This is a genomic window from Pseudomonas sp. AU11447 (genome assembly GCF_001672555.2).
Classification (GTDB): Bacteria; Pseudomonadota; Gammaproteobacteria; order Pseudomonadales; family Pseudomonadaceae; genus Pseudomonas; species Pseudomonas nitroreducens.
The window spans coordinates 311277-331565 of record NZ_LZDG02000089.1 but is presented as its reverse complement, the minus strand read 5'-3'; the positions used below and the strand labels follow the sequence as shown (position 1 = coordinate 331565).

Annotated in this window: 17 protein-coding genes and 1 pseudogene; 4 read left to right on the top strand and 14 right to left on the bottom strand. The window is 66.2% G+C overall.

Features of this window, described 5'->3' with window-relative positions; all coding sequences use genetic code 11:
* Positions 1–3: 3 nt before the first annotated feature.
* From A6723_RS29370 to A6723_RS29335, 8 genes are all read right to left on the bottom strand, one after another.
* On the bottom strand, positions 4–369 hold the full coding sequence (locus A6723_RS29370) for a response regulator (protein WP_054910295.1): 366 nt from the start codon (positions 367–369) through the stop codon (positions 4–6).
* A 184-nt stretch (positions 370–553) separates the two neighbouring features.
* Positions 554–1306 (bottom strand): methyl-accepting chemotaxis protein, encoded by a 753-nt coding sequence (locus A6723_RS32785; protein WP_256234925.1) that lies wholly within the window; start codon positions 1304–1306, stop codon positions 554–556.
* Positions 1307–2261: 955 nt separating this feature from the next.
* Positions 2262–3620, bottom strand: a complete 1359-nt coding sequence (locus tag A6723_RS29360; RefSeq protein ID WP_054910293.1) for an 8-oxoguanine deaminase — start codon at positions 3618–3620, stop codon at positions 2262–2264.
* Between the two features lie 151 nt (positions 3621–3771).
* Positions 3772–4455, bottom strand: a complete 684-nt coding sequence (locus A6723_RS29355; RefSeq protein ID WP_054910292.1) for an SDR family oxidoreductase — start codon at positions 4453–4455, stop codon at positions 3772–3774.
* A gap of 48 nt (positions 4456–4503) precedes the next feature.
* Positions 4504–5304 (bottom strand): iron export ABC transporter permease subunit FetB, encoded by an 801-nt coding sequence (gene fetB, locus A6723_RS29350; RefSeq protein ID WP_054910291.1) that lies wholly within the window; start codon positions 5302–5304, stop codon positions 4504–4506.
* On the bottom strand, positions 5301–5924 hold the full coding sequence (locus A6723_RS29345) for an ATP-binding cassette domain-containing protein (protein WP_054910290.1): 624 nt from the start codon (positions 5922–5924) through the stop codon (positions 5301–5303). Before A6723_RS29345 ends, fetB begins: the two co-directional genes overlap by 4 nt.
* A gap of 143 nt (positions 5925–6067) precedes the next feature.
* Complete coding sequence (locus A6723_RS29340) at positions 6068–7375, bottom strand: MFS transporter (RefSeq protein WP_045213459.1); 1308 nt, start codon at positions 7373–7375, stop codon at positions 6068–6070.
* Between the two features lie 412 nt (positions 7376–7787).
* Positions 7788–8579 carry a helix-turn-helix transcriptional regulator gene (locus A6723_RS29335; protein ID WP_054910289.1) on the bottom strand — a complete coding sequence of 264 codons (792 nt, stop codon included), beginning with the start codon at positions 8577–8579 and terminating at the stop codon, positions 7788–7790.
* A 573-nt stretch (positions 8580–9152) separates the two neighbouring features.
* Here A6723_RS29335 and A6723_RS29330 point away from each other — a divergent pair.
* On the top strand, positions 9153–9989 hold the full coding sequence (locus tag A6723_RS29330) for an outer membrane protein OmpK (protein ID WP_054910288.1): 837 nt from the start codon (positions 9153–9155) through the stop codon (positions 9987–9989).
* Between the two features lie 150 nt (positions 9990–10139).
* On the opposite strand, the gene A6723_RS29325 is transcribed toward A6723_RS29330, so the two are convergent.
* The gene (locus A6723_RS29325) at positions 10140–10619 is read right to left on the bottom strand and encodes a hypothetical protein (protein WP_054910287.1); all 480 of its coding nucleotides are present in this window, start codon (positions 10617–10619) and stop codon (positions 10140–10142) included.
* Positions 10620–10817: 198 nt separating this feature from the next.
* Here A6723_RS29325 and A6723_RS29320 point away from each other — a divergent pair, with 198 nt between their 5' ends.
* Both A6723_RS29320 and A6723_RS29315 read left to right on the top strand, forming a co-directional pair.
* Positions 10818–11489, top strand: a complete 672-nt coding sequence (locus A6723_RS29320; RefSeq protein WP_054910286.1) for a TetR/AcrR family transcriptional regulator — start codon at positions 10818–10820, stop codon at positions 11487–11489.
* A complete protein-coding gene (locus A6723_RS29315) occupies positions 11486–12076 on the top strand; it encodes a YigZ family protein (protein ID WP_054910285.1) in 591 nt (196 codons plus the stop codon). The genes A6723_RS29320 and A6723_RS29315 overlap by 4 nt, the downstream gene beginning before the upstream one ends.
* Before the next feature lie 471 nt (positions 12077–12547).
* Here the strand turns inward: A6723_RS29315 and A6723_RS32780 are convergent, their stop codons facing one another.
* The 5 genes and pseudogenes from A6723_RS32780 to xdhA all read right to left on the bottom strand — a co-directional run bounded on the left by A6723_RS32780 (position 12548) and on the right by xdhA (position 19198).
* Positions 12548–13276, bottom strand: a complete 729-nt coding sequence (locus A6723_RS32780) for a methyl-accepting chemotaxis protein (RefSeq protein WP_371914086.1) — start codon at positions 13274–13276, stop codon at positions 12548–12550.
* Positions 13277–13414: 138 nt separating this feature from the next.
* Positions 13415–14437: pseudogene (locus A6723_RS32775) on the bottom strand (cache and HAMP domain-containing protein); the annotation flags it as partial.
* A gap of 147 nt (positions 14438–14584) precedes the next feature.
* On the bottom strand, positions 14585–15445 hold the full coding sequence (gene xdhC, locus A6723_RS29305) for a xanthine dehydrogenase accessory protein XdhC (RefSeq protein WP_054910283.1): 861 nt from the start codon (positions 15443–15445) through the stop codon (positions 14585–14587).
* Complete coding sequence (gene xdhB, locus A6723_RS29300; RefSeq protein WP_054910282.1) at positions 15442–17781, bottom strand: xanthine dehydrogenase molybdopterin binding subunit; 2340 nt, start codon at positions 17779–17781, stop codon at positions 15442–15444. Before xdhB ends, xdhC begins: the two co-directional genes overlap by 4 nt.
* A complete protein-coding gene (gene xdhA, locus A6723_RS29295; protein ID WP_054910281.1) occupies positions 17774–19198 on the bottom strand; it encodes a xanthine dehydrogenase small subunit in 1425 nt (474 codons plus the stop codon). Before xdhA ends, xdhB begins: the two co-directional genes overlap by 8 nt.
* A 468-nt stretch (positions 19199–19666) precedes the next feature.
* Between xdhA and ahpC the strand changes: the two genes are divergently transcribed.
* Positions 19667–20230, top strand: a complete 564-nt coding sequence (gene ahpC / locus A6723_RS29290; RefSeq protein WP_037016170.1) for an alkyl hydroperoxide reductase subunit C — start codon at positions 19667–19669, stop codon at positions 20228–20230.
* Positions 20231–20289: the final 59 nt, after the last annotated feature.

Sequence of the window (20289 nt, the reverse complement as noted above, 5' to 3'; positions counted from 1 at the left end):
CCCCTAGGGCAGGACCTTGCGGGTCACTTCCAGCAGTTTCGGCGGGTCGAACGGCTTGACCAGCCAGCCGGTGGCGCCGGCGCTCTTGCCCTGCTGTTTCATGGCGTCGCTGGATTCGGTGGTGAGCATCAGGATCGGCGTGCTGCGGTAGCCGGCCATGTCGCGCAGGCTGCGGATCAGCGACAGGCCGTCCATGTTCGGCATGTTCTGGTCGGTGAAGACCAGGTTGTAGGTCTTGCGCTGGGCCTTGCCCAGGCCGTCCTTGCCGTCCACGGCCTCGTCCACCTCGTAGCCGGCGGACTTGAGCGTGAAGCTCAGCATCTGCCGGATCGAGGCCGAGTCATCGACGATCAGAATCTGCTTTCCCATTGCGTTGGTTCTCCTCGGATTGCAATGCGTTTGTTGTCGCCAGGCGCACAGAAACTCGCGCCATCCCGGCGCGCGGAAATGGTGTGTGGGGCTCAGCCGATGAGGGCGAGGTTGGCGAGCCAGCGTTCGTTAAAGCGGGCGAAGACGGACTGCAGCATGTCGGGGCTCCTGCTTTGCCTTCAGTTCAGAACAGTTCCACCTCGCCAGCGCTGAGGCTGGTCTGGGCGACCGGATTGCTCAGGGGGCGACCGAGTTCGGCGACTTCGCCGCGCAGGCGCTCGCCCCATTCGCCGGGCTCGCGGCCGTCCAGCGCGCCCAGGCCCCCGGCGAGTGCGCCGAGGCGGGCGCTGTGCTTGCCGACCTGGCCGAGCAGCTGGCTGCTCATGTCCTGGAATTGCAGGGCGGTGACCGCGGCGTTGACGCCGTCGCCCACTTCCAGGGAGATGCGGTCCAGCTCCTGCACCACCTTCACGGTGTGCTGGTTCATGGTGTCGAGGTCGTCGAGCATGTGCTGGATCTTCCTGCGCGAATCCAGGGCGAAGCTCATGTCCTTGTCGGCCAGCTGGCTGATGGCGCCTTCGGCGTCCTTGATCTCGTGGTAGACCACGTCGACGTGTTCGCGGATGGCCTGGGAAAAGTGCGTGGAGCGGGTCGACAGCGCGCGCACCTCGTCGGCCACCACGGCGAATCCGCGGCCGCTTTCGCCGGCGCGGGCGGCCTCGATGGCGGCGTTGAGGGCCAGCAGGTTGGTCTGCTTGGCGATGGCGTCCATGTCCTGGGTGGACTGCAGGATCTCGGCGATCTTGTGGGTCACGCGGTCCATGCGCTCGACCAGTTGCTGCGAGGTGCGGCTGGTTTCCAGGGTGGCTTCGACGAACAGTCCGAGGGTTTCCTGGGTGGCATGGATGAAGCGCTGGAAGTCGATGTCGCCGTCCATGTGGCCGCGGCCGTCGTAGCGTTCGATCAGCGAGTGGGACAGGCCGCGCTGGGTGTCGATGCGATCAGCGAGGGCGTGGAAGCTGTCGGTCAGCTGGCGGATCGCCTGGTGCAGGAGGCTGTCGATCTGGTGGGTATGGCCGTTGAGCTGGGCCAGGTGGCTTTCCACGGCTTCCTGCAGCGGGCGCCACTGAGGCAGCTCGTCGCTGTGCAGCGTGACTGCCTGCGCCTCGGCAGCGGCCTTGCCGGTGCCGCACAGCAGGCTGCTCAGCACCAGGCTGGAGATCCAGCCGATCGGCAGCATCCACCAGAACGGCACGCCGACCGCGCAGAGCACGGCGACCACCGCCCAGGGCAGGGTCTGGATGATGAGGCGCCGCGGCCAATCCTGGCCGGCTTCTTGAACCGCCAGAGGGTCCAACTGTGAATCGCGCATTGAAGTGCACTCCATTGCCGGGCGCCGGTAACCGGGCCAAACGGCTGCTGACAACGTCTTGAGCAGGAATTCGGCCCGGCGATTTAAAACTAGAGTGCCAATGGGTGATGTCAAACTGACGGCATATTCCCGTCGCAAGGGATAGACCCTTGATCTAGAGGGGTTTTCAGTGAATGACCGCTTGTCGCGGCTGTTTGGATGGCGACGGGCGGTAGTGCGCAGCCCTTGTGTGGCGCGGGCTGTAGCGATTTTTCGATGGCAAAACGTGCCCGCGGGAATGGCATCCGGAGCCACGTGATGGTCTTCGGTCAGGAAGCTTGTCGGCAGGCTGGGTAGAGCGGATTACAGGCGAGCCGATATTCGCTCGGGGCTTGCCCTCACCCCAACCCTCTCCCATAGGGAGAGGGGGCAGATTGTGCCGGCTGACGCTGGAGGTTCTCCCTGCACCGAACGGTCCCCTCTCCCGCTTGCGGGAGAGTGTTAGGGTGAGGGGCTCCGCTCGTATGGGCGCGGAAGGTATTTACAGCGTACCGAGCAGCTTGCGCGCCGCCTGGGTGTGGTCGGCGATCAGGCGCTTGAGGTCGAGGCCTTCGACCTCACCGTCGACGACGCGCCAGGTGCCGCCGATCATGATCCGGTCGGCCTTGTCGGCGCCGCACAGCAGCAGCGCGGAGAGCGGGTCGTGGCTGCCGGAGAAGCGCAGTTCGTCGAGCTTGAACAGCGCAAGGTCCGCCTGCTTGCCCACGGCCAGTTCGCCGATGTCGCTGCGGCCGATGAGCTTGGCCGAGCCTTTGGTGGCCCAGCCCAGCGCGCGTTCCGGGGTGATCTGCTCGGCGCCGTAGCGCAGGCGCTGGATGTACAGGGCCTGGCGGGCTTCAAGGATCATGTTGGAGGCGTCGTTGGAGGCCGAGCCGTCCACGCCGATGCCCACCGGCGCGCCGGCGGCTTCCAGCGCCACGGTCGGGCAGATGCCCGAGGCCAGGCGCATGTTCGAGCTGGGGCAGTGGCAGACGCCGGTACCGGCGGCGCCCAGGCGCTGGATTTCCTCATCGTTGAAGTGGATGCCGTGGGCCAGCCAGGTGCGCGGGCCGAGCCAGCCGACGCTGTCCAGGTAATCCACGGTGCGCTGGCCGAAGCGCTGCAGGCAGAAGTCCTCTTCATCCAGGGTTTCGGCGAGGTGGGTGTGCAGGCGCACGTCTTCTCGCTCAGCCAGTTCGGCGCTGGCGCGCATGATTTCCGGGGTGACCGAGAAGGGCGAGCAGGGCGCCAGGGCGATCTGCACCTGGGCGCCTTCGCCGCGCTGGTGGTACTCGCGGATCAGCCGCTGGCTGTCGTCGAGAATGTCTTCGGCGCTCTGCACGGTCTGTTGCGGCGGCAGGCCGCCATCGGCTTCGCCCAGGCTCATGGAGCCACGGGTGAGCATGGCGCGCATGCCCAGTTCCTGGACCACGCCGGCCTGCACGTCGATGGCCTGCTCGAGGCCGTCGGGGAACAGGTAGTGGTGGTCGGCGGCGGTGGTGCAGCCCGAGAGCAGCAGTTCGGCCAGGGCGACCTTGGTGGCCACGCCGAGCTGGTCAGGAGTCAGGCGCGCCCATACCGGGTACAGGGTCTTCAGCCAGGGGAACAGCGGCTGGTTCACCACCGGCGCCCAGGCGCGGGTGAGGGTCTGGTAGAAGTGGTGGTGGGTGTTGATCAGGCCGGGCGTCAGCACGTGCTGGCTGGCGTCGAAGGTCTGCTGGACGGGGGCCGAAGGCTGCCGGCCGGCAGCGACCAGTTCGACGATGCGGCCGTCCTGGACGACGATGCCGCCACGGGCGTCCTGATCATTAGCGGTGAAGATGGCCAGCGGGTTGCGCAGCCAGAGACGCGGGGAAGACATGGATGAATTCTCCAAACGGACGGAGCCGTTCGTTCGAGCCGGCTCCATGGGTTCATGGGAAGCCAGCTCAGTGTTCACCCTGTCTGCTGATCCAGGTTCGCTGACTCTGGAGTCAGGCGTGGGCGCATGGTAACGCCCACGGCGCGACTCGTCACCAGTCGATCGTCGTTCCCTGGTAGTCCAGGTAGAACTGGCCGCCACGGCCGGCGTGGCCTTCGACCTGGTCGGCAAGGCCTTTCACGCTGGTCTGCACGTCCAGCGGCGCGGACTCGCCGCCCATGTCGGTGCGCACCCAGCCCGGATGCAGGTTGAGCACGGTGATGCCGGTTTCGCCCAGTTCGGCGACGAAGCTGCGGGTCAGCGAATTGAGCGCCGCCTTGCTCGCGCGGTACAGCGCCATGCCGCCGGATTCATTGCCGGCGACGCTGCCCAGTTCGGAGGTCATGAAGGCCAGCACGCCGTTGTCGCCGTCCAGGCGTGGCAGCAGGCGTTCGGCCAGGCGCAGCGGGGCGATGGCGTTGACCATGAACAGCTGGCCGACATCGGCGAGATTGGCGTCGATGGCCGACTGGTGCGGCGGACCGTAGATGCCGGCGTTGATGTAGATGAGATCGAAGCGTGTGCCGGCCAGGGTTTCGGCGAGGCGGTCCTGGGAGTGCACGTCGTCCAGCAGGAGTGACTCGACACGCACCGGCAGTGCGGCCAGTTCGCCGGGTTGGTTGGCGTCGCGCACGGTGGCGGTGACGTCCCAGCCGCGGTCCAGCAACTCGCGCACGAGGCCCAGGCCGAGGCCGCGCGAGGCGCCGATGATCAAGGCGGATTTCGGGGTGCTCATGGCAGGCTCCTGTGGCGGGGAAAGGTGCCCAGCATACGCCAGCGCCGCTCAGTCGTCGGCACGCAGGCGATCCAGGCGCAGGCGCTCGCGCGGGTCGGTCAGCCGCCACAGCGACAGGTACACCGCGCCCAGTGCGGCGATGAACCCCGCGCCGGCGAGCAGGAACATCAGCAGGATCTGGTAGCGCGCGGCATCCAGTGGGTCCATGCCGGCGAGGATCTGGCCGGTCATGATGCCCGGCAGGGTGATGATGCCGGCGGCGGCCATCTGGTTCAGCGTGGGAATCAGCCCGGTGTAGAGCGCGCGGCGGATTGGCCCGCTGAGTGCGGTGTGGCGGTCGGCGCCCAGGGCCAGGCGCGCCTCGATGGCCGCGCGCTCGCGGGTGACGTTGGCGAACACCTGGTTCAGCGCCAGGCTGGCGGCGTTCATCGCCGTGCCGAGGATGATGCCCACCAGCGGAATGGCGTGGCGCGCGTCGTACCACGGCGTTGGCCGCAGGCTACCGGCCAGGGCGAACAGGGCGATGCCCAGGGTGGCGATGCCGACCGCGCTGCCGCCGATGCCCAGGTGCCAGAGGCCGGTCAGCTGCCGGCGTTGCCGCGAACCGACCTCGAAGGTCGCCGCGCCAAGCATCACGGCGATTACCAGCGCCGTCAGCCAGGGCGAGGACAGTGCAAACACCTGGCGCAGGAAGAATCCCACCAGCACGAGTTGCACCACCAGGCGCGCGGCGGAGATCAGCAGCGTGCGTTGCAAGCCCAGGCGCAGCGCCCAGGACAGCGCCGCCGCCGCGACGATCAGCAGCCCTGCCAGGGCCAGCTCCGGAACGCTCAATTGCAGCGGCGTCATGGGCGCAGCTCCGTCAGTCCGTCGTGGTCCAGGTGCAGTTGCCGCTCGCCGAGGCGCCGCGCCTGTTCGGCATCGTGGGTCACCACCAGCAGGCCCATGCCCTGCGCCTTGGCCGCCAGCAACAGGCGTTCGACATGCTCGCGATTGTCCGGATCCAGCGCGGCGGTGGGCTCGTCCAGCAGCAGGAAATGCGGGCGTTGCAGCAGGGCGCGCAGCAGGGCCAGGCGCTGCCGTTCGCCGGTGGACAGATGCGCGACCTGCGCCTGCAGCCGCGCCGGGTCGAGATTGAGCTGCGGGAGCAGCCGGCGGGCGCCGTCGAGGTCGCTGAAGTGCGCGGCAACGTCGTCTTCCCACCAGCCGGATTCGGCCGGCACATAGGTCACCCAGCGGCGCCAGACATGGGCCGGCTGGCTCTCGCGGTTCACCCCGCCGAGGCTGACCTCGCCCTGGTTCGGGTCGAGGTCGGCAAGCAGGCGCAGCAGCAGGCTCTTGCCGACCCCCGAAGGGCCGCTGAGCACCGTGCAGTGGCCGGGTTCCAGGTCGAGATCGAATGGCCCGCTGAGGGCTCCGCGCAGAGCGCGCGCGCTCAACGTGCCGGCGGGAAAGGGGGAAGGGCTCATGGGATTGGCTACGCGACCGTGACGCTGGCGAGGATAGCGCAGCGTCGCGCGTCACCGTAGAAACGACAAGGCCCGGCATGCGCCGGGCCTTGTGGATAAAAAGCCCCGGCGAGTGTGCGCCGGGGCCTGGGCAAGGAGCCCAATCAGTCGGTGGTGATCTTCGAGTGCTTCTGGGTGTCCTTCATGGTCACGTAGACCAGCAGCGAGCAGGCGATGCACGCGGTGACGTACCAGTAGAAGCCGCTCTCCATGCCGACGCTCTTGAACCACAGCGCCACGTACTCGGCGGTGCCGCCGAAGATGGACACGGTCAGTGCGTACGGCAGGCCCACGCCCAGGGCGCGGATTTCGGTGGGGAACAGCTCGGCCTTCACCACGGCGTTGATCGAGGTGTAGCCGCTGACGATGACCAGCGCGGCCATGATCAGGAAGAACGCGCCCCACCAGGTGTCGATGGTGTGCAGGGTGCTGAGGATCGGGTAGGTGAACACGGTGCCCAGCACGCCGAAGGCGATCAGGATCGGGCGACGGCCGATCTTGTCCGACAGCGCGCCGACGATGGGCTGCAGCAGCATGAACAGGAACAGTGTGGCCGCCGAGATCATGGTCGAGTCGTTCTTGCTCATGCCCACGGTGTTCACCAGGTACTTCTGCATGTACGTGGTGTAGGTGTAGAAGGCCAGCGTACCGCCCATGGTCAGGCCGACCACGGTCAGGACTTCCTTGGGATGGCGGAACAGGGTGCGGATCAGGCTTTCCTTGGGCTCGTCCTTCTTGGTGCTGAAGGATTCGGTCTCTTCCATGCCGCGACGCAGGAACATGGCTACGACCGCGCACAGCGCGCCGATGAAGAACGGAATACGCCAGCCCCAGCTTTCCAGCTGCTCGACGGTCAGGGTCTGCTGCAGCACGATCAGTACCGCCAGGGCGATGAGCTGGCCGGAGATCAGGGTCACGTACTGGAAGCTGGAGAAGAAGCCGCGCTGCTCCTTGTTGGCCATCTCGCTCAGGTAGGTCGCGGAAGTGCCGTATTCGCCGCCGACCGAGAGGCCCTGCAGCAGGCGCGCGAGCACCAGCAGGATCGGTGCGCCGACGCCGATGGTTTCATAGCTGGGGGTCAGGGCGATGATCAGCGAGCCGAAGCACATCAGCAGGACCGAGGCCAGCAGGGCGGCCTTGCGGCCTTTGCGGTCGGCATAGATGCCCATCAGCCAGCCGCCGATCGGGCGCATCAGGAAGCCCACGGCGAAGATCGCGGCGGTGTTCAGCAACTGGGCGGTCATGTCGCCCTGGGGGAAGAATGCCTTGGCGAAGTACAGCGAGAAGGCGGCGTAGACGTACCAGTCGTACCACTCGACCAGGTTGCCGACCGAGCCACTGAAGATCGACTTGATTCGCTGGGAAGTCGTGCGGGGTGCGGCAGAAGCGGAGACGGCGCTTGCGCTATCCATGGGTGTTCCTCTTGTCGTTGTTGTCGTCAGGCGTGCGGACTACGGGTTACGTCACGCCGGCGCGCCGCGAGGGCGGCGCAGTGCCGAGGGCGATAGCAGGCACCGTGCCAAGGCGCGAAAGCCACGTGGCACTAGGGTTTTATCGATTCATGGGGTGGCGGCGGCAGGCGAAGCGGCGCCGATTGGCGAGGGTGTTGAGCGGAAATCCGCCGATGCATGTACCTGTAGGAGCGAGCTTGCTCGCGAACGAATTTCCGGCGACACCGAGGTTGGGCGATTCGCGAGCAAGCTCGCTCCTACACCAGAGACGGTGGTGCGGGGTTCAGCCAGTCGCGGACGGCGTCCGCACCCACGCGGGGACTGGCTTGGGGTAGGAGCGGACTTCGTCCGCGATCGCCACCCGCTGGCACGGTCACCGCTGGCGGAACAAATCCCCCGGCGTAAAGCCGAACAACCCCTTGAACGAGGCGATATAGGCCGAGGTGGAGTCGTAGCCGCAATCCAGCGCCGCCGCCGTGACGCTGTCGCCCGCCTCCAGCGAGCCGAGGGAGGCGAGCAGACGCTGGCGCTGGCGCCACAGGCGGAAGGTCATGCCGGTCTCACGCTGGAACAGCCGCGACAGGGTTTTCTCCGACGTGCCGATGCGCTGCGCCCAGTCACCCAGGGTGTGGCTGTCGGTGGGGTGGTCGATCAGCGTCTGGCACAACTGCAGCAGCCGTCCCTCCTGCGGCATCGGCAGGGAGAAGGCGACCTCCGGCAGATCGCGCAACTGGTCCAGTAGCACTTCCACCAGCCGCGATTCGGCGCTGTCGCCTTGTGGATAATCCACCGGCAGCTCGCAGAAGCTCTTGATCAGCTCGCGCGCCAGCGGCGTGACCTCCAGTACCCGGCAGCGGTCCGGGGCCCAGCGGCAGGCGTCGTCGCGGATGTACAGGCTGCGCATTTCCGCCTGGGTCGAGGTCACCACCTCATGGTCGAGGAAGGCCGGAATCCAGATGGCCCGCTGCGGCGGGGCGAAGAAGCTGCCCTCGGCGGTGTGTACGCCCAGTACGCCGGTGATGGCATAGGACAGCTGCACCCACGCGTGGTGGTGCCGGCTGGTCCAGGAGCCTGCGCGTAGCCGCTCGGCCCGCGCGTAGACCGGCCGCGGCAGGCGGTCGAGCACTGGAATCAGGCGTTGCAGCTCGGGGGGTTGTCCCTTCATCGGTACATCTTCGGAAAGTGTCGCTGATGGCCAAAGTCTGGCAGGCCTGCCCTGGAGCCTCAAGCGTGGCCCTTGGCAGTGCCGGGAAACCGCTGTGCCCATGGTCTCCGGCAGCGCCGCAAAGCGCGACCGCCCGGCGGCCCGAGTCAACCTGACAGGTGTAGTCACCGCCCTTGTCTGGCATCATCCGCGCCCGGAAAAACGCGTGGTGTATTCCGACGGCTGTTGGGTAGATTTCCCACAAGGGAGTTGTATACACAATTTGTGTTGATTCGTTTCAACACAGGTTTGTCATGTATCCAATCTTCCGGATGGCGGTTGCCATTCCTGTGCTTCCCGATGGCGCGATGCCCTTCAATCAGGCGAAGTTGTCCTGTGAGTCAAGAAATGGCCCGGCCCGTGCACCCGCGTCTTCTCTGCCAAAGGAGCGGATCCCGAGGGGTTCGTCATAAAAATGGAACATCTGGTCAGGATTGGCTCCAATCTTGCTTTTCCTCGCCAGGCCTGACCGACCGGACAGGTTCCACCGACAATTAAAAAACGCAACACGACTGCACTGATTAGGAGCAACGCATGACTCGCACTCTCGCATCCCTGCTGCTCGCCGGCGGGCTGCTCGCGGCCGGGCAGGCCATGGCTGGCGGTGAAGACCTGACCCCGGCTCCGGCATCCAATGACGGCCCGCTGATCTGGCACAACGAAAGCCTGACCTACCTGTGGGGCAAGAACTTCAAGGTAGACCCGCCGATCCAGCAGACCTTCACCTTCGAGAGCGCGAGCGCCTGGACCTGGGGTGACATCTGGTTCTTCGTCGACCAGATCAACTACAACGGCAAGGAAAGCGCCACCAACGGCAAGAACACCTACTACGGTGAGTTCAGCCCGCGCCTGTCGTTCGGCAAGATCACCGGCACCGACCTGTCCTTCGGCCCGATCAAGGACGTGCTCCTGGCCAGCACCTACGAGTTCGGCGAAGGCGACGTCGAGTCCTATCTGCTCGGCCCGGGCTTCGACCTGGCGCTGCCGGGCTTCGATTACTTCCAGCTGAACTTCTACTACCGCAAGCCCGACGGCAACCGTGTGCCGTCCGGCGCCTGGCAGATCACCCCGGCCTGGGCCATCACCATCCCGGTGGGCAACTCCGACATCCTGTTCGACGGTTTCATGGACTGGGTCGTGAACAACAAGAGCGCCAGCTCCAGCGAGCGCAATCAGTCGGACTACCACGCCAACCTGCACTTCAACCCGCAGGTGAAGTACGACCTGGGCAAGGCCATGGGTTACGAGGCCAAGCACCTGTACGTCGGTATCGAGTACGACTACTGGTCCGACAAGTACGGCATCAAGGACTCGCAGTTCTTCACCACCGACCAGAACACCGTCAGCGCACTGGTCAAGTACCACTTCTGATGTTCCGACTGACCCCGCCGCCTGGCGGGGTCGGTCTTTCTGGGGCGCTTACATCGGTTTCGTGCGCTGCATTCCAATGTCTGCAAATTTTTCGGAAATGGCCGACGCTTAATCCGGCTAGCGACCAATTGGTCGCGCCTCCGCCAGCCTCTAGCTTTGCATCTCTTTCGCTTCACCTAGGAGATGTGAGCCATGAAGAAATTGTTGATCGCGACCATTGTTGCGAGCATGTGCACCCCCGTGCTGGCTGCGCCGCTCGGACACGAGAGCATTCAACCCACTGAGGTCCACGATAGGACTCATGCGGGAGGCTTCTATCAGGATGTAGTAACGCGTGCAGAGCCTGTAGCACCAGAGGAGCCGGAGCGGGAAGAAAAGGCTGTGGTCGCCGCGGGTGAGTGCCAACCCCTCTGGGGTGGCGGCACGAAGGATGACCAGGACGTCGCTCGCCAGGATGAACAGGACTCCAGGGAGCGTGGGGTGGCTGCCGCCACCGTACCCGATGGTTGTGCCGGCCTGGGCCTCGCCCGTCCGCTTTACGGTGAGCTGTCTGTAGGCGCTGCCGTTGGCATTGGCGCGGCGATCGTCGCGGTCGGCGCTGCCGTTGGCAACCACGGCGGTGGTGGCCACCACGGCTCGTCCGGTACCACCGGCACTACCCGGTAACGTCGACGCCCCTCGGTCTACGCCGAGGGCGTTGTCTCCGGAAGGCTGGAGCCGGTTGCCGCGCAGGTGCCGGTTCCCAGCTTTTTCCTTGCTTTTGCTTGAATCCCGCTACCCGCCTGGGTTATCCATGCAGCGCCACCGCTCAATGCACGGATATCCCGCATGACCCTCCAGGTACCCGCCCATACCGCGCCCAACGGCGAGAAGCCCGCTGGCCGCATTCGCCAGAAGAACGAGGAAGCCATCCTCGCCGCCGCCGAGGAGGAGTTCGCCCGCCACGGCTTCAAGGGCACCAGCATGAACACCATCGCCCAGCGCGTCGGCCTGCCCAAGGCCAACCTGCATTACTACTTCAGCAACAAGCTGGGGCTGTATGTGGCGGTGCTGAGCAACATCCTCGAGCTGTGGGACAGCACCTTCAACCACCTCACGGTGGATGATGATCCAGCGGTTGCGCTGGCGACCTACATCCGCGCCAAGATGGAGTTCTCCCGCCGCTACCCGCAGGCCTCGCGGGTGTTCGCCATGGAGATCATCAGTGGTGGCGAATGCCTCTCCGAACACTTCAGCCAGGACTACCGCACCTGGTTCGCTGGCCGCGCCGCGGTGTTCCAGGCCTGGATCGAGGCCGGCAAGATGGACGCCGTAGACCCGGTGAACCTGATCTTCCTGATCTGGAGCAGCACCCAGCACTACGCCGACTTCGCCACCCAGATCGGTTTCGTCACCGGTCGCAAGCGCATGTCCAGGCAGGATTTCAGCGACGCCAGCGACAACCTCATCCGCATCATCCTCAAGGGTTGCGGGCTGACGCCGCCGTCGACCTCCGCATGAGTTTCACCCTGGCCGGCCTCGCCCGCTACGAAGAAGACATCCGCAAGAGCCGCTTCCAGTGCGTGGCCGCACCGATTGCCAGCGAGGCCGAGGCCCAGGCCTTCCTCGCCGCGCACCGGGACGCCAGCGCCGGGCACAACTGCTGGGCGTGGAAGCTGGGCAACCAGTACCGCTTCAGCGACGACGGTGAGCCCGGCGGCACCGCCGGCCGGCCCATGCTGGTGGCCATCGAGGGGCAGGACATGGACCGCGTAGTTGTCGTGGTCAGCCGCTGGTTCGGCGGCATCAAGCTCGGTACCGGCGGCCTGGCCCGCGCCTATGGGGGCTGCGCAGCGAAATGCCTGCAGGACGCCGAGCGGATCGAACTGGTGCCCAGCAGGCGAGTGGCCTTCGATTGCACCTTTGCCGAGCACGCGCTGTTCAAGGCGCGAATCCTTGCGCTCGGTGCCAGCATCGAGGGCGAATCCTTCGGTGGCGAGGGCGTGCAGGTGACGGCGGTCCTGCCGACCACGCAGATCGAGCCGTTGCAGAAGCTGCTCGGCGACCTCAGCCGCGGTCGCATCCAGGCGCGCTTGCTGGACGCCTGATTCTTCTCCCCAATCCCCGTGGAACCACCTGTGGATAACCTGTGGCTGGTCGGCTCCTGCCTACGTCGTCCGGAGGCTGCAGGGCATCGCTCATTTTCTGAGCAATTCGTTGCCAGCCTGTTGAGCAAAATATGAACAAGCTGTGGGAAAGTTGTGGATGAATTGCGCCGGGAACGCCGCTTGGGATCACTCCTGACCATTCGGTAAATTATTCACTGGATTGATGCAGGGCTTGCGGGGCCTGGGCCCGGGCTTTTGGCTGGATGGGCGGACGGCACCCGACAGGTTGGGGGCAAGTCTCTGGACAATCTGTGGGCAACATGTGGGCAAGGTGTCTCGTCTTTGAGACATGTCGTGCGCTGATCGGTCGTCATCCACCGCCAGCCATGGCGGAAAGCCTGCCGCTTCGCTTTGAAAATCTGTGGGTAACTCTGGGGAAAAGGCGCCGGCATATTGCCGGCGCCAGCGTCTTCAAAGACGGAACTGCGCCATCTGCCGCGTCAGGTCGTCGGCCAGGGTGCGCAGCTCGCGGCATTGCTCGCGGCCATGCTGCACTTCGCGGGTGGTGGCGTGGGCGAGATCGGCGATGCCCTGCACGTTGCGATTGATCTCTTCGGTCACCGCCGACTGCTCCTCGGTGGCCGTGGCGACCTGGTGGTTGATGTCGCTGATGCGCTCCACCTGGTCGGCGATGGCGCCCAGGGAAGCGCCGGCCTGTTCGCTGGCCGCCAGGCTCTGCCCGGTGGTCTGCTGGCTGGATTGCATCGAGCGCACTGCGGCCTCCGCGCCGCCCTTCAGGCGCTGGATGATCGTGAGGATTTCGTCGGTGGAGCCCTGGGTTCGGCTGGCCAGCGTGCGTACCTCATCGGCGACCACGGCGAAGCCACGGCCCAGTTCGCCGGCGCGCGCCGCCTCGATGGCGGCGTTGAGGGCAAGCAGGTTGGTCTGCTCGGAGACGCCGCGGATCACTGCCAGCACCTGGTCGATGCTCGCCACCTGCCCGGCCAGTTCGCCTACCGCGCCGGCCGCCTCGCCGATCTCCCCGGACATGCGCTGGCCGACCTGCAGCGAGCCGCCGACCACGCGCCGCGCTTCGCCGGCTTCGTCGCGCGCCTGCTGCGATGCGCTGGCCGCCTGCTCGGCGTTGCGGGCGATTTCCTGCACCGTGCTGCCCATCTCGTTCACTGCCGTGGCGACCATGTCGGTCATTTCCTGCTGGCGGCCGGCACGGTCGGCGGTGTTGTCCACCACCTGCGCCACTTCGCCGACGGTGCGCAGCAGTTGCTGGCTGGTGCCGAGCACGGCACTGATCAGCGCGCGCTGGCCTTCGAGGAAGCGGTTGAAGCCGCGCGCCAGGTCGCCCAGTTCGTCCGCGCGGCTGTCGTCCAGGCGGCGGGTGAGATCACCGCCGCCACCGCCGATCTCCAGCAGCGCACTGGTCACCTGGCGGATCGGCCTGGCGAGGCTGCGCGCCATGAGTACCACCAGCGCCAGGCAGAGCAGGGCGACCACTGCTCCGGCGAGGCCGGAGAAGGCCAGCGCCTCGCGGGCGTCGGCATAGATTTCCGCCTCCGGCACTTCGCTCACCAGGGTCCAGCCCAGGTCATGCAGCGGCAGGCTGGCGGCGAGGTAGGCCTCGCCGTTGCGTTCGAAGCGAGCGCTGTGGAAACCCTGCTGGCCGAGCAGTGCGCTCGCCGCGCCGGGCCCGATCAGGTCGCCCAGGCTGCGCCCTTTGGGCAGCGTGGCGTCGGGATGAATCTGCACCTGGCCGTCGTTCTTCACCAGGTACACGCGCCCGGATTGGCCGAAGCGGAAGTCGCTGATCAGCGTCGACAGTTCGCGCATCTCCAGGCCCAGGCCGGCGATGCCGAGCAGCTTGCCGTCGCGCTCCACACGCTGGTCGATGAACAGCGCCAGTTCGCCGGTGCTGCCGTCGGTGTCGATGTTCCACATGCGCGGCTTGCCGCTGTCGATGAACTGGAAGTACCAGCTGTCCTTCGGCTCGCTGCGGCTCAGCGTGCGTTCCTTGCCCTTGTCGCTGTAGTAGGCGCCGCTGGTGTTGGAGGTGATCAGCGCGGAGAAGGCCTTCTGCGAGGCGCGGATGCCGCCCAGGTAGCGGGTGAACTCGGCCAGTTGCGCGGGGCTTTCGCCGGCGGCCAGCCAGTCCTGCACCAGGGTGTTGTCGGCGATGCCGGCCGCTGCGGTGATGGGGCCGGTGAGGCGCTTCTCGAAGTCATTGGCAATCGCCTGGATGCTCGCGGGCAGCGCCTGTTCGAGCAGGTAGCGCTCGCTGAGGCGGTTGACCAGCACGGCATACAGGCCGAGGACGATGAGCAGGCTGATGAGCAGGGCGGCGCCCATGCTGAGGATGAGCTGGGTCTGGATACTTCGCAGGCGCATTTTCTTGTTTTCCTCCGAACGCACAACGAAACGCCCGCCGGGCGGCGGGCGAAGAGACGGGGTCGTTGAGTGTATCGGCGGTAGCGGGAAAAACTGTTGTCCCACTGGTCAGGTTTTTGCGCCCGCTGGCGTGTCATTGCACGCATCTTCGCTACACAGCGCGGCCCATTCCACGCCGTCACGCGTCTGCCGGGCGGGGGCGTCCTGGTGATAGCGGGCGATGACCTGGGCGGCGACCGAGATGGCCACTTCCAGCGGGCGCTTGCCGGGTACTTCGGAGAGGCCGATGGGGCAATGCATCTGCTCGATCACCTGCTGTGGATAACCATGCTGCTCCAGCCTCATCTGGAAGCGCCGCGCCTTGGTGCGCGAGCCGATCATGCCGAGAAAGCCGGCGTCGCCGCGCTTGAGGACGGCTTCGGCAATGGCGTAGTCCAGCGGATGGTTGTGGGTCATGACCAGGAAGTAACTGCCCGGTGGCGCTTCGTGCACGGCGTCTTCCGGCTCTTCCAGCAGGCGCATGCGCACGCCCTCGGGGACGGACTGGGGAAACTCCGCCGCGCGGCTGTCCACCCATTCCAGGCGCAACGGCAAACCTGCCAGCAGCGGCGCGAGGGCGCGGCCGACGTGCCCCGCACCGAACAGCACCACCTGTGGCCCACGCGCGGCAAAACACTCGAACAGCAGGCTGGCGCGCCCGCCACAGCACTGGCCCAGCCGCGCGCCGAGGGGGAAGTGTTCCAGCGCCTGGCGATCCTTGCCGGCCAGCAGCAACTGGCGGGCGTGCTCGATGGCAGCGAACTCCAGGTGACCGCCGCCGATGGTGTCGAAGATTTCCCCGGCGGTGACCAGCATCTTGCTGCCGGACTCGCGGGGCGTGGAGCCCTGCACGCCGACCACGGTGATCAGCACGTAGCCCTCGGCGCTGTCGCGCAGGCGGGCGATGGCGTCCATCCAGGTTCGGGTCATGCTCCGTTCTCCTGGCGCATCGCCTCGCAGGCCCAGAGCACCCGCTCCGGTGTCGCCGGCGTATCCAGGTCGGGGCTCAGGCGGTAATCCGCGAGGCTGGCGATGGCATCGCGCAGTGCCGACCACACCGAGATCGCCAGCATGAACGGCGGCTCGCCCACGGCCTTGGACAGGTACACGCTGTCCTCCTCGTTGGGGCGCTCGAACAGTGCCACGCGGAAGTCTTCTGGCGTGTCGCTCACCGCTGGGATCTTGTAGGTCGCCGGCCCCACCGTGAGCAGCTTGCCCGCGTCATCCCAGCGCAGCTCCTCGGTGGTCAGCCAGCCCATGCCCTGGATGAAGCCGCCCTCGATCTGGCCGATGTCGATGGCCGGGTTAACGCTGCGGCCGACGTCATGGAGGATGTCCACGCGCAGTACGCGGTACTCGCCGGTCAGCGTGTCCACTTCCACCTCGGACACCGCCGCGCCGTAAGCGAAGTAGAAGAACGGATGGCCCTGGCCCTTCTCGCGGTCGTAGAAGATTTTCGGCGTGCGGTAGAAACCGGTGGCGGAAAGCTGGATGCGCGCGAAGTAGGCAGCCTGGATGGCCTCGACGAAGTCGAGGTGCCGGGTTCCCACCGTTATGCCGCCGTGTTCGAAACGTACTTCCTGCGGCTTCACCTCGTCGCGTTCGGCAAGGAAGTCGACCAGCCGTTTCTTCAGCGTACGCGCCGCATCGCGGGCGGCCATGCCGTTCAGGTCGGTGCCGCTGGAGGCGGCAGTGGGCGAGGTGTTCGGCACCTTGTCAGTGCGCGTGGCGGTGATCACCACGCGCTCCAGCGGCACCTGGAATTCCTCGGCGACGATCTGCGCGACCTTGGTGTTCAGGCCCTGGCCCATCTCGGTGCCGCCGTGGTTCAGATGGATGCTGCCGTCGGTGTAGAGGTGGATCAGCGCGCCGGCCTGGTTCAGGTGCTGCGCGGTGAAGGAGATGCCGAATTTCACTGGTGTCAGGGCGAGGCCTTTCTTCAGCACTGGGCTCCGCGCGTTGAAGTCATGGATCGCCGAGCGGCGCGCGGCGTAGTCACTGCTCGTTTCCAGGCGCGCGATCAGCTCGCCCAGCAGGTTGTGCTCGACCTTCTGGTGGTAGGGCGTCAGCTCGCGCCCCATTCCGCCGTAGAGGTTGAGTTTGCGCACGTCGAGCGGGTCCTTGCCCACCGCGCGGGCGATGTCGTCCATGGCGCGCTCGATGACCATCATCCCCTGCGGCCCGCCGAAGCCGCGAAAGGCGGTGTGCGAGACGATGTTGGTGAAGCTGCGGTAGCCGGAGATGGCCACGTCGGGGATGAAGTAGGCGTTGTCGGCGTGGAACATCGCGCGGTCGACGATGGCGTCGGAGAGGTCCGGCGAATGGCCGCAGTCGCCCACCACTTCCAGTTGCGCGGCGAGCAACCGGCCCTCATCGTCGAAGCCGACGCGGTAGCGGTTGTGGAAGGGGTGGCGCTTGCCGGTCAGGCGCATGTCGTCGGCGCGTGGCAGGCGCAGCTTCACGGCTTGCCCGGTCTTGCGTGCGAGCAGCGCAGCGAGGCAGGCGAAGGGCGCGGCCTGGGTTTCCTTGCCGCCGAAACCGCCGCCCATGCGGCGCACTTCCACGGTGACCTTGGCCAACGGGATCGCCAGCACTTCGGCCACCAGTTTCTGTACTTCGCTGGGGTGCTGGCTGGACGTGTGCACCAGCATGCCGCCGTCGTCGCCGGGCAGCGCCAGCGAAGCCTGGCCTTCGAGGTAGAAATGCTCCTGGCCGCCGATGAACTGGCGGGCTTCCAGCAGGTGCGGGGCTTTCTCCAGCGCCGTTTGCGCATCGCCCCGGCGCATGTGGTGCGGCGGGCGTACGAAGCGTTCCTCGGCCTTTGCCTTGAGCGGATCGATCAGCGGGTCTTCCGGCGCGTATCCGACCTTCGCCAGGCGTACCGCCCGGCGTGCCTGGATCAGGCTGTGCGCCGCGACGGCGAACAGTGCCTGCCCGTGGTACTTCACCCGCTCGCCGGCCAGCAACGGGTCGCCGGGGAACACCGGGCCGATATCGGTGTGGCCGGGCACGTCGTCCAGGGTCAGCACGGCCACTACGCCGGGGGCGCTTCGCACCGCGTCGAGGTCGAGGGAAAGAACGGCGCCGCAGGCGATTTCCGTGATACCGACGGCGGCGTGCAGCAGGTCGCGCGGCTCTTTCAGGTCGTCCACGTAGCGCGCGGTGCCGCTGACGTGCAGCGCTGCGCTGTCGTGTTCACGGGGCTTGCCCGCGCTGTGGATGGCGATCGCGACGCCATTGCTGGCCAGCGGTGGCAGGCTACGCATGGCGCACCTCCGCGGCATTGTCGGACAATTCCAGTAGTGCGCGCTGCAGCAGGTTCTGCGCCACCTTCAGGCGATAGGCGGCGCTGGCGCGCAGGTCGTCGATGGGCTGGAAATCCTCCGGGATCGCGGCCTGCGCCGCAGCGATGGCCGCCGCGTCGAATGACTTGCCGCGCAGCGCCGCTTCAGTCCGCAGGCCGCGCAGGGGCGTGGCCGCCATACCGCCGCAGGCGAGGCGCACGTCGGTGACGATGGCGTTGTCATCGAGGTCCAGTCGCAGCGCCATGCACACGGCGGAAATGTCGTCGTCGCGGCGTTTGGACACCTTGTCGACACGGAACCGCTGGTGGCTGCCCAGACGCGGGATCAGCACCGCTTCGATGTACTCGCCGGGCTGCAGGACGGTCTTGCGATAGCCGGTGAAGAATCCATCGACAGGGACCTCGCGCACGGCTCCCGACTGGCGCAGGCGCAACGTCGCATCCAGGGCCAGCAATACCGGTGGCATGTCGCCGATGGGCGAGGCGTTGGCGATGTTGCCGCCCAGGGTGCCGCGCTGGCGGATCTGCAGGGAGCCGAGGCGTTCCAGCAAGGCGATCACGCCGGGGAATTCGTCCAGTGCAGCGAGGCAGTCGGCATAGGGGCGCGCGGCACCGATCAGCAGGTGGTCGGCATGGCGTTCCAGGCGTTGCAGCTCGTCGACGCGGTCGAGGTGGATCAGCGCCGGGAAGGCTTTAAGGTTCTGCGTCGCTTCAAGCGCCAGGTCAGTGCCGCCGGCGATCAGCCGCGCCTGCGGGTGACGCTGAAGCAAGTCGTCCAATTCGTCCAGCGAACCGGGCAACCAGGCCTGCGCCGAGCCTTCGCAAAGGGCACCGGCTGTGGAGATGTCCCGCAGGCGGGCGACCGTCAGGGTACTGTTCTGCTCGAAGCTGTCCAGGCACGGCTGCCCGGCGATCTGCGCGGCAGCATCGAGGATCGGCCGGTAGCCGGTGCAGCGGCACAGGTTGCCCGAAAGTGCCGTCAGCGCCGTCTCGCGGTTATGTGGCGGGGGTGAATGGCGCCAGGCGAACAGCGACATGACGATGCCGGGTGTGCAGAAGCCGCACTGCGAGCCGTGGCAATCGACCATGGCCTGTTGAACCGAGTGCAGCGCGCCGGGTTCGCCCAGGTGCTCAACGGTCAGCACCTGGCGTCCGTGGACCGCCCCCAGCAACGTGATGCAGGCGTTCACCGCACGGTAGCGCAGGGCTTCGCCCTCGGGCTCGGCGAGCACCACGGTGCAGGCGCCGCAGTCGCCCGAGGCGCAGCCCTCCTTGGTGCCGGTGCGGGCGCGGTAGATGCGCAGGTAGTCGAGCAGGCTGGTCTCGGGCGCGAATCCGTCGGCCTGGACTGCTTCTTCGCCGAGCAGGAACTGGATCATCGGGAGTCCTCGTCGTCATGCGTGCGGCGTGCCGCTTCGCGAAGGCTGACCGGAACGGGCGAGAACCCTGCGTTAGCGGCCCACGCAAACAAGCATAGGCGCGCGGGCGGGCAGGGCAAAAAAGCAGGGGCTGGCAAGGTAGGGCGAGGCACCGTACGTCGCGTTTGCCGTTGCCCTGGAGCGGCTTTCGCGCCAAGGTGTGAAGACCGGCGCCAGCCGCCGGACTCAGGGGGGAGGGCTTGAGGCCGCCAGGCAGAGCCCTTGAAGCGGGTATTCAGGTGTAGGATCCCGCGGTTCGCTTGATAGGAAACTTCTTCCTTTTATAGCTACCCTCATAGAAATACTCAATATTCCTAATGCCCTAAATCAATGGGCCTTTTTTGTCATCAGACGATAATCTTCTACCTGTCGAATTTCTAACGATCGACCCACTCGATTAAACGACAACTCTCTACGAGGAATTGCCTAATGAACCTGATCAACACCCAAGTCCAACCGTTCAAGGTCAACGCTTTCCACAATGGCAAGTTCATCGAAGTCACCGAGCAGTCCCTGAAGGGCAAGTGGTCGGTACTGATCTTCATGCCGGCAGCCTTCACCTTCAACTGCCCGACCGAGATCGAAGACGCCGCCAACAACTACGCTGCGTTCCGTGACGCTGGTACCGAGGTTTACATCGTGACCACCGACACCCACTTCTCCCACAAGGTGTGGCACGAAACCTCCCCGGCTGTTGGCAAGGCTCAGTTCCCGCTGATCGGCGACCCGACCCACCAGCTGACCAACGCTTTCGGCGTGCACATCCCGGAAGAAGGCCTGGCCCTGCGCGGCACCTTCGTGATCAACCCGGAAGGCGTGATCAAGACCGTCGAAATCCACTCCAACGAGATCGCTCGTGACGTCGGCGAGACCCTGCGCAAGCTGAAAGCTGCCCAGTACACCGCCGCTCACCCGGGCGAAGTCTGCCCGGCCAAGTGGAAAGAAGGCGAGAAGACCCTGGCTCCTTCCCTGGACCTGGTCGGCAAGATCTAAGAACGGCCGGGAAGCGGTTGCGCGGCAGCTCCTGCCGCGCAACCACCGGGCGCCCGCCC

Bases quoted from the DNA above. Each gene is read 5' to 3' on its own strand.
- A6723_RS29335 (WP_054910289.1), bottom strand. From the start codon at position 8,579: ATGAAGGGACAACCCCCCGAGCTGCAACGCCTGATTCCAGTGCTCGAC.
- A6723_RS29330 (WP_054910288.1), top strand. From the start codon at position 9,153: ATGACTCGCACTCTCGCATCCCTGCTGCTCGCCGGCGGGCTGCTCGCG.
- xdhB (WP_054910282.1), bottom strand. From the start codon at position 17,781: ATGCGTAGCCTGCCACCGCTGGCCAGCAATGGCGTCGCGATCGCCATC.
- A6723_RS29340 (WP_045213459.1), bottom strand. From the start codon at position 7,375: ATGGATAGCGCAAGCGCCGTCTCCGCTTCTGCCGCACCCCGCACGACT.
- A6723_RS29345 (WP_054910290.1), bottom strand. From the start codon at position 5,924: ATGAGCCCTTCCCCCTTTCCCGCCGGCACGTTGAGCGCGCGCGCTCTG.
- A6723_RS32780 (WP_371914086.1), bottom strand. From the start codon at position 13,276: ATGGTCGCCACGGCAGTGAACGAGATGGGCAGCACGGTGCAGGAAATC.
- ahpC (WP_037016170.1), top strand. From the start codon at position 19,667: ATGAACCTGATCAACACCCAAGTCCAACCGTTCAAGGTCAACGCTTTC.
- A6723_RS29315 (WP_054910285.1), top strand. From the start codon at position 11,486: ATGAGTTTCACCCTGGCCGGCCTCGCCCGCTACGAAGAAGACATCCGC.
- A6723_RS29370 (WP_054910295.1), bottom strand. From the start codon at position 369: ATGGGAAAGCAGATTCTGATCGTCGATGACTCGGCCTCGATCCGGCAG.
- fetB (WP_054910291.1), bottom strand. From the start codon at position 5,304: ATGACGCCGCTGCAATTGAGCGTTCCGGAGCTGGCCCTGGCAGGGCTG.
- xdhC (WP_054910283.1), bottom strand. From the start codon at position 15,445: ATGACCCGAACCTGGATGGACGCCATCGCCCGCCTGCGCGACAGCGCC.
- xdhA (WP_054910281.1), bottom strand. From the start codon at position 19,198: ATGATCCAGTTCCTGCTCGGCGAAGAAGCAGTCCAGGCCGACGGATTC.
- A6723_RS29320 (WP_054910286.1), top strand. From the start codon at position 10,818: ATGACCCTCCAGGTACCCGCCCATACCGCGCCCAACGGCGAGAAGCCC.
- A6723_RS29355 (WP_054910292.1), bottom strand. From the start codon at position 4,455: ATGAGCACCCCGAAATCCGCCTTGATCATCGGCGCCTCGCGCGGCCTC.
- A6723_RS29360 (WP_054910293.1), bottom strand. From the start codon at position 3,620: ATGTCTTCCCCGCGTCTCTGGCTGCGCAACCCGCTGGCCATCTTCACC.
- A6723_RS32785 (WP_256234925.1), bottom strand. From the start codon at position 1,306: ATGGACGGCGACATCGACTTCCAGCGCTTCATCCATGCCACCCAGGAA.